The following is a 12,089-nucleotide window of genomic DNA, read 5'->3' on the forward strand; positions in this document are numbered from 1 at the left end:
CGCGTTGGGGATGTCAATGGGCACTTTTTGCCTATCCTATGGGCAAGAAAGCTGGCACGCCGGTTGCTTAGTAATAATCAAGGCAAACGCTGCCGGTAATTTAACCCCCTAGGAGAGAATGATGAAAGTTTCCCAAAAAATCGAAGCTGGCTTTACCCTGATCGAACTGATGATCGTTGTGGCAATTATCGGTATTCTGGCTGCTGTTGCACTGCCTGCTTACCAGGATTACACCGCGCGCGCTAAAGTGACCGAGGTAAACCTGCAAGTTGGCGCATGCAAAGGTGCTGTTTCGGAATTCATCCAGACCAACGCCAAGTTCCCAACCGATGCTGAACAAGCTGGTTGCAGCAAAGACGTCCAGACCAAATACATGGCTGGCGGCATCGCAGTTGATTCGACCAACGGCAAAATCACCTCGGGTCTGATCCGTGGTGTTGCTACCGGCGCTGACGGCAAGAGCATCATTTTGCAGCCAACCACCGACGACAAGCGCACCAAGCCAATGACGACCGCTGCTGACGCGATCCTGGGCTGGTCCTGCGGTACCGACGCTGACACCAAGGACTACAAGTTCTTCCCAGCAACCTGCCGTCAAGCAGTTCTGGCTGGTCTGTAATATAGTATGATCTCCACCCGGCGCAGGCCGGGCGGATGCAAGTTTAAAACGCCCGCTGCTGCGGGCGTTTTTTATGGAAGAAGGAGATTGACAATGGCACCACAGATGGCTGATCGCTTGCGTGCATCAGGCTTGCATTTGCTTATTTCGCTGTGTGTTGCGGCACTCAGTGCTGCGCTGGTGTTTTTGGTGCTGTACCCGACACCGCTGGCCCAGGCCTGCGGTGTGACCGAGATTTTCCTGCTGCTATTGGTGGTCGATATTTCCCTCGGCCCCTTGATCACCCTGTGCGTGTTCAACCGCGCCAAACCCGAACTCAAGCGCGATCTGCTCATTGTCGGGCTGATCCAGCTGGCCGCGTTGTGCTACGGCTTGCACACGGTGTACATAGCGCGTCCTGCCTACGTGGTGTTTGCGGTCGATCGCTTCGACCTGATGTATGCCAACGACCTCGATGACGCCAAGCTGGCGCCGGTCACGCTGAGCGAATTCAAACAGGTACCCTTGCTCGGTCCGAAGACGGTGGCCGCGATTCTGCCGGCCGACTCAGGCGAGCGTTCGGCACTGACGTTCTCGTCCGCTACGGGCGGCGCCGACCTGCATCAATTGCCCAAGTACTACCGCCCATTAGTCCAGGCGAAGGCGGACATCATTGCCAAGTCCAGGCCCCTGGCGGAACTGAACAATTTCAATCGGGCCGAGACGGCAAAAGTGACGCAGCTGGCGGAGAAGTACCGGGCCAGGCAGATCGATGCCGGCTTCTTGCCGCTGAAAGGAAAAGCCCAGGACGTCACGGTGCTGATCAACCGCGCCGATGGCACCGTCCTGGAGATGGTGGACTTGCGTCCCTGGCTGTAACGCTGCGCGCGCTCAGCGCGCGTGGAAGGTCATGCGGGTGCCAGCCAGGTTGATCACGTCGCCGTGCTCGAGTCGCTGCGGCACATCGCCCAGGCCGCTGCCATTGACTTGGGCACCGGTTTCACCTTCGATGTTGGAAGCGAAATAGGTGCCGGCGGCAAAACTGATGGCCACCACGGCCGTACCGGGCTTGCCCACGGTCGTGAGCGGCTTGGTCAAGGGCAGCTTGGTGCCCACATGGGCGCCACTGCCGACCTCGATCCAGCCGGAACGGGCTGGCTTGGGCGGCGTGGCCAGAAATTCCATTTCGTAAGTGGCAATCACGATCTTGTCGCCATGGGCCAGCTTGTGGCGATAAATCTTCTGCCCATTCACAAACGTGCCGTTGGTGCTGCCCAAATCTTCCAGAATGGCGTCGTCGATCGACACCAGGATGCTGGCATGCTGGCCGCTGACGGCTTTATGTTCGACCACGATATCGTTGTGGGCCTTGCGCCCGAGCGTCATCCGCTCTTTGTCGAGCTCGACTTCTTTGACCACCTGCGATTCACACGAAACAATCAGTTTTGCCACTTCAATCTCCGGCCAGTCGGGCCACAAAACACACGGGAAACATCCAATCCCGATATTATCAACTAGATCACGTATATTTACAAATTAACACAGCATTGCCATGCGCGACAGTGTGGCTGCAATGCAGTACTAGCACGTTCCATGCCGAGATGAAATGATTCTCCAAATGCAAACGGGGAGCTCTCGCTCCCCGTCCTCAAGCAACAACGCTGCGTGTCAGGCTTACAGCATGTCTTTCAGCAAACGCGCCATTTCCGACGGGTTTTTGGTGGCCTTGATGCCGCATTCAGCCATGATGTCCAGCTTGGCTTGCGCGGTATCGGCACCGCCCGAGATCAGCGCGCCGGCGTGGCCCATGCGCTTGCCTGGTGGCGCGGTGACGCCCGCGATGAAGCACACCACTGGCTTTTTCATGTTGTCCTTGATCCAGTAGGCCGCATTGGCTTCGTCCGGACCGCCGATTTCGCCAATCATGATGACGGCGTCGGTATCAGGATCATCGTTGAACATTTTCATGACGTCGATGTGCTTCAGACCATTGATCGGGTCGCCGCCAATGCCCACTGCCGACGACTGGCCCAGACCAAGTGCGGTCAACTGGCCAACCGCTTCATAGGTCAGGGTGCCCGAACGCGAGACCACGCCGATGCGGCCCTTGCGGTGGATGTGACCTGGCATGATGCCGATCTTGATTTCGTCTGGCGTGATCAAGCCTGGGCAGTTCGGACCCAGCAGCAGGGTCTTGGAACCGGCTTTGGCCATGCGGTCCTTGAGGGCCATCATGTCACGCACGGGAATGCCTTCGGTGATGCAGATGGCCAGGTCCAGTTCAGCTTCAACAGCTTCCCAGATCGCGGCAGCCGCGCCTGCTGGCGGCACGTAGATCACCGACACGTTGGCGCCGGTTTCTTTCTTCGCTTCGGCCACGTTGGCGAAAATTGGAATGCCTTCGAAATCTTCGCCGGCTTTCTTCGGGTTCACGCCAGCAACGAAGGCATTCTTGCCGTTCGCGTAGTCGCGGCACATACGGGTGTGGAACTGGCCGGTCTTGCCGGTGATCCCTTGGGTAACTACTTTGGTATCTTTATTGATCAGAATCGACATGGTATTTCCTTCGAATTAAGCTTGACCGGCAGCGGCGGCAACCACGGCCTTGGCCGCTTCTTCCATCGTGTCTGCGGCGATGATCGGCAGGCCGGAGTCAGCCAGCATCTTCTTGCCGATCTCTTCGTTGGTGCCCTTCATGCGCACAACGAGTGGCACTTTCAGGGACACAGCCTTGGAGGCGGTGATCACGCCTTCGGCGATCACGTCGCAGCGCATGATGCCGCCGAAAATGTTGACCAGGATGGCTTTCAGGCCTGGGTTTTTCAGCATGATCTTGAATGCTTCGGTGACTTTCTCAGCCGTTGCACCGCCGCCCACGTCCAGGAAGTTGGCTGGCTCGCCGCCGAACAGCTTGATGGTGTCCATGGTGGCCATGGCCAGACCGGCGCCGTTCACCAGGCAGCCGATATTGCCGTCGAGCGAAATGTAAGCCAGGTCGAATTTCGACGCTTCCACTTCGGCTGGATCTTCTTCGTCCAGGTCGCGCATGGCAACGATGTTTGGCTGGCGATACAGGGCGTTCGAATCGAAGTTGAACTTGGCGTCCAGTGCGATGACCTTGCCCGAACCGGTCAGGATCAGCGGGTTGATTTCGGCCAGCGAGCAATCGGTTTCCCAGTAGGCTTTGTACAGGCCCTTGATTTGCACTGCGAAGTCAGCCAGCGATGCGGCAGGCACGCCGATCTTGGTGCCGATGTCATTGCACTCGGCATCGGTCACACCGACGGACGGGTCGATGGCGATGTGGTGGATTTTTTCCGGATTGCTGTGGGCAACTTCTTCGATGTCCATGCCGCCTTCGCTCGATGCCATCAGCACCACGCGCTGGCTGACGCGGTCGGTGACCAGCGACACATACAGTTCTTTCTTGATGTCGGCGCCTTCTTCGATCAGCAGGCGGCGTACTTTCTGGCCTTCCGCGCTGGTCTGGTGCGTGATCAGCTGCATGCCCATGATCTGGTTGGCATACTCTTTGACTTGCTCAAGCGACTTGGCCACTTTCACGCCGCCGCCTTTGCCGCGGCCGCCAGCATGGATTTGCGCCTTGACTACCCAGACTGGGCCGCCCAGCGTTTCGGCTGCCTTGACGGCTTCGTCAACGGTCAGGCACGGAATGCCGCGCGGAACCGTCACTCCGAATTGCCGGAGGATTTCTTTGCCTTGATACTCATGGATCTTCATACTGGCTTCCCTTCTTTTGAAACTGATGGTGTGGAAATACGGTTGGGGTACGTAAAAAAAACGGGATTGCTATTGCGCTGCAGGTTTGATTGCCCAGCGCGGATAATACCGGGCCACCGCCGGCGCGCGCAGCCGCAACGCGTGGCATTTTTCAAGCTGAAATGGTTGCTCGGCGAGCTGGTCGTCGCCATCGCCGTCGCGGGTCTGGATCACATCATTGGCATAGGCCTGGATCGCGGCGGTCGGCAGAATTTGCGCCAGCTCGGTCAAATGGGTGCAGCCCAGCACGCCGGACAGGCGTTCCTTGATCGCGGCACGAAAACCCTTGACCAGCGACAGGCCGATGAGTTGCTGATAGGCCGGGCCGATGGTGTCGCAATAACCAGGATAGGGAACCGCGTCGGAAGCGGCTTCGGCGCCCACAATCTGCAGCTCGCGGTTGATGGTAATGCGCAGGCTGAGGTTGTGCAGGAAAGTGCCGCCGGGGCGCGCGCCGGAGGCGAGCACCACGTCTTTCACCTTGACGTCGGAAATGCAGGCGTCAAGATCCCACAAGCCATCGTCGCGCGCATAGGCATCGATCTGGATGGCGCGCGTATGCCGCAAGGCGCGAGGGACAGGAGAAGACAGGGGCATAAAGACCAATGCCGGAAATGCGGCGTAAATAGTATGCAGCCGTGTGCTATTGCACTGATGCCGCAGCTTCTACGGCAACAAACCGCTCATGCGGCGCTGCGAAAACCCCGAAAGTTTATCACACCGGACTCGGGCGTGCCTTATTTAGAATCGACTTGTCAGATTGTTATTGCTGGACAAAATATTGATATTACGGGCAAGATGCGCCGCATGGCAGGCGTCGTTGACGCCATTTGCACAATCAGGTGGCGCAAATACGCAGCTGCGAAAACGAAAGGTTTCGATCATGAAATGGGAAACGCCCTTGGCACCGTCGCTACCCTGGTATGCCCGGCTGGCCCATCTGGCCTTGGCTGCCATGATGGTCCTGATACTGGCCATGCTGGGGATGTCGATGGCGATGGATCGATTCTCCTGGTCCGTGCATGTCATGGCCGGGCTGGTCGTCATTGCGCTGGCCGGACACATGCGTCGTGTCGCGTGGGGGCGCGCCATGGGGAGCTTGTTTAGCGTCGGTCTGGCGTTCACCCTGACCGCTGCGCTACTGCCGGATTCCGACGAGCCTAGCCCTTGGCTGGCCAACGCCCCGCTCTGGCTGAGCTGGCTGATCATTGTCAGCGCGGGCATCGTCGCCCTGCTGCCGGCAACCATCGTCGGCTTGCGTCGCGAATGGTTCAGCGACACCAAATGGTAGTAAAAAAGCGCAGCGCCTTCCACCTTTGAGGAGTATGGCCGGCCGGCGTCGGCGCATACGATGAAAGACGCTCCGCTTTTTTACCTTAATCGTCGTCGTCTTCCGGCGCGCCCTGGAGCGCGGTGCGCACGGCTTTTTGCGAAAAGCCGCGCTGCAGCAGAAAACGCATTTGCTTGTTACGCTCGGCAGGATCGGTGGCGACCGTGCCGAATTTGCGCTGCCACACTTCGCAGGCGCGGGCGGTCTCGCTGTCGGCCAGACCCGCTTTGAGTTCTTGCAATGCTTCGCCGTTGACCCCGTGACTTTGCAGTTCGGCCACGATGCGGCTGTTGCCAAAGCGCGCAGAACGGCGATGAATCAGGGATTCGGAAAAACGTTCCTGCGACAGCCAGTTATTCTTTTCCAGAAAATCGAGCAGGGCGGCGACATCCTCGCCCTCCTCGGCATATCTGGACAGCTTGCGCCCCAGTTCCAGCCGGCTGTGCTCGCGCATTGACAAATACCGCAAGGCGCGCGCCTTCAGGCTCAGCTGGGGTGCAGGCATCTTACTCGGCAACCGCCTTCAGTTTCGCTACCTTGGCAGGCGCTTCTTCACCGGCAGGCGGCGGCAGTTCGCGCACGCCCAGGGCAGCGCGCACCTTGTTCTCGATTTCGCGTGCCAGGGCGGGACGCTCTTTCAGGAACAGACGGGCATTGTCCTTGCCCTGGCCGATACGCTCGCCGTTGTAGCTGTACCAGGAACCCGACTTTTCCACGACCTTGTTGTCCGCACCCAGGTCAAGGATTTCGCCTTCGCGCGACGTGCCTTCTCCATAGAGAATATCGAAGTGGGCTTCCTTGAACGGTGGCGCGATCTTGTTCTTGACGACCTTGACCTTGGTTTCGTTGCCGATCACTTCGTCGCCAGACTTGATGGAGCCAGTACGGCGAATGTCCAGACGCACGGAAGCGTAGAACTTGAGCGCATTGCCACCGGTGGTGGTTTCAGGGCTGCCGAACATGACGCCGATCTTCATGCGGATCTGGTTGATGAAGATGACCAGGGTGTTGGTGCGGTTGATCGAGCCGGTCAGCTTGCGCAGGGCCTGGGACATCAGGCGCGCTTGCAGGCCGGGCAGCGAATCGCCCATGTCGCCTTCGATTTCAGCGCGCGGGGTCAGTGCCGCCACCGAGTCGATGACAACCAGGTCGACACTGCCGGAACGCACCAGCGCGTCGGTGATTTCAAGTGCCTGTTCGCCGGTATCGGGCTGGGAGATCAGCAGCTCGGACAGGTTGATGCCCAATTTTTGGGCATAGGTGACGTCCAGCGCATGTTCGGCGTCGATAAAGGCGCAGGTGCCGCCCAGTTTTTGCATTTGCGCGATGGTCTGCAGCGTCAGCGTGGTTTTACCGGACGATTCAGGACCGTAGATTTCGACGATACGGCCGCGCGGCAAGCCGCCCACGCCCAGCGCGATATCGAGACCGAGCGAGCCGGTGGACACGGTTTGCACTTCTTCGACCGGCATGCTGGCATCCATGCGCATGACCGAGCCTTTGCCAAACTGCTTTTCAATCTGGGCCAGGGCGGCGGCCAGCGCCTTGCCCTTTTCGCCAGCATTCATTACGTTTCTTTTGTCGTCCATGATTTTCTTTCAGTCTGAAAAAGGGCGGTTGTCACATCACAGGTGACACTGTACAAGCGTACAGTAGTCTTGGCAAGCGCAACTTGCGCCCTTTTCTAAAAAAATTCCCCGGCCCCGGCCAAATGAAACACAATACGGGCACAGCCACATAGGGAAAGCATGCGTATTTTACTCGCCGAAGATGATAGCGTATTGGCCGATGGACTGACGCGCTCCCTGCGCCAGTCAGGCTATGCCATTGATTGTGTGAAGAACGGGCAGGAGGCCGACACCGCGCTGTCGACCCAGGAATTCGACCTGCTGATTCTCGACCTGGGCTTGCCCAAATTGTCCGGACTGGAAGTGCTGCGCCGCCTGCGCGCGCGCTCGTCGCTGCTGCCGGTGCTGATTCTGACGGCAGCCGATTCGATTGAACAGCGCGTCAATGGACTGGACCTGGGCGCCGACGATTACATGGCCAAGCCGTTTGCCCTGTCCGAACTGGAAGCGCGCGTGCGCGCCCTGACCCGGCGCGGCGCCGGCGGCGGCCCCACCGTGGTGCGCCACGGCCCCCTGGTATATGACCAGGTCGGGCGCAGTGCCTATATTAATGATCAGATGCTGGAACTGTCGGCGCGCGAACTGGGCCTGCTGGAAATTTTGCTGGCGCGGGCCGGCCGCCTGGTCTCGAAAGAGCAATTGGTCGACCATTTGTGCGAATGGGGCGAGGAAGTGTCCAACAACGCCATTGAGGTGTATGTGCACCGGCTGCGCAAGAAGATCGAAGTGGGCGGCGTGCGCATTGCCACCGTGCGCGGTCTGGGCTACTGCCTTGAGAAATTCGCCCCTGGCGGCGCGTCTGACAGCGCTGCCGAGTGAGCATGGACGAGCGCGACGCCGGCCTGGAACGCGCCGCCGCGCTGGCGCGCGCGCCCGAGCCGCAGTTGTATGTCCCGCCCAATCCGGAGCCCGAAGAAAACATCCAGCACTCGCTGTTCGGCGAGATCCTCGACTGGATGCTGGCGCCCCTGCTGCTGCTGTGGCCCATGAGTATCGCCATCACCTACCTGGTGGCCAAGTCGATTGCCAACCAGCCCTTCGACCATGCGTTGGAAGACAGCGTGACGGTGCTGGCGCAGCAGGTGCGCGAGGTGGATGGCAAGGTCGTCTCGCGCCTGCCCGGCAGCGCGCGCGACATCCTGCGCGCCGACGACGTCGACAATGTGTATTTCCAGATTGCCGGCCCGGGCGGCGAACATGTGGATGGCGACCGCGAACTGCCGCATCCGCAGGACGCCGATCGCTTTCGCCTGGGCCGGGTCCACTTTCGCAATGATGTGATGTATGGCAGCCAGGTGCGGGTGGCTTTTTCCTACCTCGACCTGCGCCCCCTGGCCGAACGCAGCGACGAGCCGCACGCGGCCCTGGTGCAGGTGGCCGAAACGCTGGACAAGCGCGCGCGCCTGGCCAACGAAATCATTAAGGGTGTGATTCTGCCGCAGTTCATCATCCTGCCGATCGTGCTGGCCCTGGTCTGGTTTGCGCTGGCGCGCGGCCTGTCGCCGCTGGCCCAGCTGCAGGAACGGATTCGCGCGCGCCGCCCGGATGACCTGTCACCGATCGAATCGCACCAGGTGCCGGAAGAGATCTCGCCCCTGGTCGGCTCGCTCAACGACATGCTGGAACGGCTGTCGCAAACCATCGACATGCAAAAACGCTTCATCGCCGACGCTGCGCACCAGATGAAGACCCCGCTGGCCGGCATGCGCATGCAGTCCGAGCTGGCGCTGCGCCAGCTCGATCCGGATGAAATCCACCGCTCGCTCGAGCAGCTGTCCAAAAGCTCGGAATCGGCCACGCGTCTGGTCAACCAGCTGCTGGCGCTGGCGCGCGCGGAAAACCAGACCCATACCGGCGCCGCTTTTGAAGAACTCGATCTCGATGCGGTGGCGCGCGCCGTGGTGCAGGACTGGGTGCAAGCTTCGTTTGCGGCCCGTATCGACCTGGGCTACGAAGAACCCTGGCATCCCGTCTTCATCCGCGCCAATGCGCTGATGCTGCGCGAGCTGCTCTCGAACCTGATTGACAATGCCCTGCGCTACACCCCGGCCGGCGGCAGCGTGACCGTGCGTGTGCGGGACGACACAGGCCAGGCGATCCTGGAAGTGGAAGACACCGGACCGGGCATTCCCCCGGCCGAGCGCAGCCACGTGTTTGAGCGCTTTTACCGCATTCTTGGTAACACCGCACCAGGCAGCGGACTGGGGCTGGCGATCGTGCGCGAGATCGCGCTGCAGCACGGCGCCGAAGTCGATATTTTTAATAATCCGCGCAGCGAAGAGAAAAAGCGCCCGGGCTGCCTGTTCCGCCTGACCTTCCCGGCGCCCGCACCCGATCAGGAAACCGATGCATGAGTGAAGACATCAAAGCCCTGCTGGCCGCACGCGCGGCGCACTGGCAGCGCACGCGCCGCCTGACCGCCGTGCTGCTGGTGCTATGGTTCGGCAGCACCGTCGGCACCGTGTTTTTTGCACGCGAACTGGCCACCGTCACGGTATTTGGCTGGCCGCTCTCGTTCTACCTGGCCGCCCAGGGCGCGTCACTGCTGTACCTGGCGATTCTGGGCGTGTATGCGCTGTTCATGGCGCGCCAGGACCGGCGCTTTGCGCGCGCACTGGCACAGGCCGGAGCGCCGTCATGACCATCCAGAACACCTACCGCCAGCGCCTGGCGCGCTACTACGGCTGGTACAGCGCCTGCTTCGTGGCCTTCCTGATTTCGCTGTTCATCCTGGAACGCGAAGGCATGCCGCGGGTCTGGATCGGCTATCTGTTCATGATCGCCACGATCGGCTTGTACGCGGCCATTGGCGTCATCAGCCGCACTTCGAACGTGTCCGAGTATTACGTGGCGGGGCGGCGGGTGCCGGCCATTTTCAACGGCATGGCCACCGCCGCCGACTGGATTTCGGCGGCCAGTTTCATCAGCCTGGCCGGCGGCCTGTATCTGCAAGGCTTTGACGGCCTGGCCTACATCATGGGCTGGACCGGCGGCTATGTGCTGGTAGCGCTGCTGATTGCGCCCTACCTGCGCCGCTTTGCCCAGTACACCATTCCCGATTTTCTGGCCACCCGCTACGGCGGGGTGCGCGGGCGCGGCACGGCGGTGCGCATCATGGCTGTGGGGGCGACCATCATCGTCTCGTTCACCTACGTGGTGGCGCAGATTTACGCGGTCGGCCTGATCGCCTCGCGTTTTACGGGCGTCGATTTTTCGGTCGGGATTTTCCTTGGCCTGGCCAGTATCCTGGTGTGTTCCTTCCTGGGCGGCATGCGCGCCATCACCTGGACCCAGGTGGCGCAGTACATCATCATCCTGGTCGCCTTCCTGATTCCTACCATGTGGCTGTCGGCCAAGCACACCGACAATCCCCTGCCGCAAGTGGCATACGGCACCGTGCTGCCCAAGCTGGCCGCGCGCGAAGCGCAGCTGCAGGCCGACCCGCGCGAGCTGGAAGTGCGCGCCATTTTCCTCCAGCGCGCCGGCCAGTATGGCGAACGCCTGCGCACCCTGCCCGGCTCGTGGGAAGCAGGCTTGAAAGAAGTGCAGCGCGGCCTGGACGCGGTGCGTCTGCGCAACGGCTCGCTGGGCGAAATCCGGGCGGCGGAAAAGATCCTGATCGCGTACCCCAAGAATGCCGAGGAGGCGGCGCGTGAATGGCAGACGCTGCGCGAAGCCAACCTGGCCCGGGCGCGGGCGCCGCAGCCCCACGCCACGCCCTTTGCCGCGCCCGACGCGGACCAGTCCGACATCCGGCGCAACAACTTTCTGGCCCTGGTGCTGTGCCTGATGCTGGGCACGGCCGCGTTGCCGCACATTCTGATGCGCGCCTACACCACGCCTGGCGTGTCCGACACTCGCATCTCGGTGTTCTGGACCCTGTTCTTCATTTTGCTGATCTACCTGACCATTCCGGCATTGGCGGTGCTGGTCAAATACGATATTTACAGCACGCTGGTGGGCAGCGATTTTGGCCACCTGCCGACCTGGATCTCCTACTGGGCCAATGTGGACAAGATTCATCCCTTGATCAGTGTGAGCGACGTCAACGGCGACGGCATCGTGCAGCTGGCCGAAATCGCCATCGACGGTGACGTGCTGGTGCTGGCCACGCCCGAAATCGGCGGCCTGCCGTATGTGATTTCCGGGCTGGTCGCCGCAGGCGGCCTGGCAGCGGCGCTGTCAACGGCCGACGGCTTGCTGCTGGCCATTTCCAACGCGCTCTCGCACGATGTGTATTACAAGGTGGTGGACCCGACTGCCTCGACCCAGAAGCGGGTGACCATTTCCAAGTTGCTGCTGCTGGGGGTGGCCTTTATTGCAGCGTACGCCGCCTCGACCAAGCCGGGCGACATTCTGTCGCTGGTGGGCGCGGCCTTTTCGCTGGCCGGGTCGACCTTGTTCCCTGCGCTGGTGCTGGGGGTGTTCTGGAAGCGCGCCAACCAGGCTGGCGCCATTGCCGGCATGGCAGCCGGGTTTGCCGTATGCGCCTGGTATATGCTGCATACCAACCCGATCCTGGGCGGCAGTGCCAGCGCGCAGTGGTGGCATATTGCGCCGATTTCAGCTGGTATATTTGGAGTGCCGGCGGGGATGGCGGTGCTGGTGCTGGTGAGTCTGGTCACGCGCAGGCCGGATGCGCAGACCGAGGCGATGGTGGACTATGTCCGTTCGCCGGAGTAATGTATAGCATGCAACATCGTCCTCGCGAAGGTGGACGATGTCCGTTCGCCAGAGTAATCAGCTAGCTTGC

At 60.8% G+C, this 12,089-nt stretch carries 13 protein-coding genes; 7 read left to right on the forward strand and 6 right to left on the reverse strand.

What is annotated here, in order from left to right; genetic code table 11:
* Positions 1-121: 121 nt before the first annotated feature.
* Both BUC24_RS21840 and tfpZ read left to right on the forward strand, forming a co-directional pair.
* Positions 122-619 carry a pilin gene (locus tag BUC24_RS21840; RefSeq protein ID WP_073221948.1) on the forward strand — a complete coding sequence of 166 codons (498 nt, stop codon included), beginning with the start codon at positions 122-124 and terminating at the stop codon, positions 617-619.
* A gap of 93 nt (positions 620-712) precedes the next feature.
* Complete coding sequence (gene tfpZ / locus BUC24_RS21845; RefSeq protein WP_083599086.1) at positions 713-1,477, forward strand: TfpX/TfpZ family type IV pilin accessory protein; 765 nt, start codon at positions 713-715, stop codon at positions 1,475-1,477.
* 12 nt (positions 1,478-1,489) lie between these two features.
* Here the strand turns inward: tfpZ and BUC24_RS21850 are convergent, their stop codons facing one another.
* The 4 genes from BUC24_RS21850 to BUC24_RS21865 form a co-directional block, all read right to left on the reverse strand.
* On the reverse strand, positions 1,490-2,050 hold the full coding sequence (locus BUC24_RS21850; RefSeq protein ID WP_073222481.1) for an FHA domain-containing protein: 561 nt from the start codon (positions 2,048-2,050) through the stop codon (positions 1,490-1,492).
* 222 nt (positions 2,051-2,272) lie between these two features.
* A complete protein-coding gene (gene sucD, locus BUC24_RS21855) occupies positions 2,273-3,154 on the reverse strand; it encodes a succinate--CoA ligase subunit alpha (RefSeq protein WP_073221951.1) in 882 nt (293 codons plus the stop codon).
* Positions 3,155-3,169: 15 nt separating this feature from the next.
* Complete coding sequence (gene sucC / locus BUC24_RS21860; RefSeq protein ID WP_073221954.1) at positions 3,170-4,339, reverse strand: ADP-forming succinate--CoA ligase subunit beta; 1,170 nt, start codon at positions 4,337-4,339, stop codon at positions 3,170-3,172.
* Positions 4,340-4,408: 69 nt separating this feature from the next.
* Positions 4,409-4,975 carry a DUF2889 domain-containing protein gene (locus tag BUC24_RS21865; protein WP_073221956.1) on the reverse strand — a complete coding sequence of 189 codons (567 nt, stop codon included), beginning with the start codon at positions 4,973-4,975 and terminating at the stop codon, positions 4,409-4,411.
* Between the two features lie 286 nt (positions 4,976-5,261).
* Here BUC24_RS21865 and BUC24_RS21870 point away from each other — a divergent pair, with 286 nt between their 5' ends.
* On the forward strand, positions 5,262-5,669 hold the full coding sequence (locus BUC24_RS21870) for a hypothetical protein (protein ID WP_073221959.1): 408 nt from the start codon (positions 5,262-5,264) through the stop codon (positions 5,667-5,669).
* Between the two features lie 85 nt (positions 5,670-5,754).
* On the opposite strand, the gene recX is transcribed toward BUC24_RS21870, so the two are convergent.
* Positions 5,755-6,213, reverse strand: coding sequence for a recombination regulator RecX (gene recX / locus BUC24_RS21875; RefSeq protein ID WP_073221962.1), 459 nt, complete (start codon positions 6,211-6,213; stop codon positions 5,755-5,757).
* A 1-nt stretch (position 6,214) separates the two neighbouring features.
* On the reverse strand, positions 6,215-7,297 hold the full coding sequence (gene recA, locus BUC24_RS21880) for a recombinase RecA (protein WP_073221965.1): 1,083 nt from the start codon (positions 7,295-7,297) through the stop codon (positions 6,215-6,217).
* 159 nt (positions 7,298-7,456) lie between these two features.
* On the opposite strand from recA, the gene BUC24_RS21885 reads away from it, so the two are divergent.
* Genes BUC24_RS21885 through BUC24_RS21900 form a run of 4 tightly spaced genes read left to right on the forward strand, consistent with a single transcriptional unit; the run spans position 7,457 to position 12,019 of the window.
* The gene (locus tag BUC24_RS21885) at positions 7,457-8,155 is read left to right on the forward strand and encodes a response regulator (RefSeq protein WP_073221968.1); all 699 of its coding nucleotides are present in this window, start codon (positions 7,457-7,459) and stop codon (positions 8,153-8,155) included.
* Between the two features lie 2 nt (positions 8,156-8,157).
* Entirely contained in the window at positions 8,158-9,690 is a 1,533-nt protein-coding gene (locus tag BUC24_RS21890; RefSeq protein ID WP_073221971.1) for a sensor histidine kinase, read from the forward strand.
* Entirely contained in the window at positions 9,687-9,977 is a 291-nt protein-coding gene (locus tag BUC24_RS21895) for a DUF4212 domain-containing protein (protein WP_073221974.1), read from the forward strand. Before BUC24_RS21890 ends, BUC24_RS21895 begins: the two co-directional genes overlap by 4 nt.
* Complete coding sequence (locus BUC24_RS21900; RefSeq protein WP_073221976.1) at positions 9,974-12,019, forward strand: sodium:solute symporter family protein; 2,046 nt, start codon at positions 9,974-9,976, stop codon at positions 12,017-12,019. Before BUC24_RS21895 ends, BUC24_RS21900 begins: the two co-directional genes overlap by 4 nt.
* Positions 12,020-12,089: the final 70 nt, after the last annotated feature.

It is taken from the genome of Massilia sp. CF038, from assembly GCF_900129765.1.
Classification (GTDB): domain Bacteria; phylum Pseudomonadota; class Gammaproteobacteria; order Burkholderiales; family Burkholderiaceae_D; genus Telluria_A.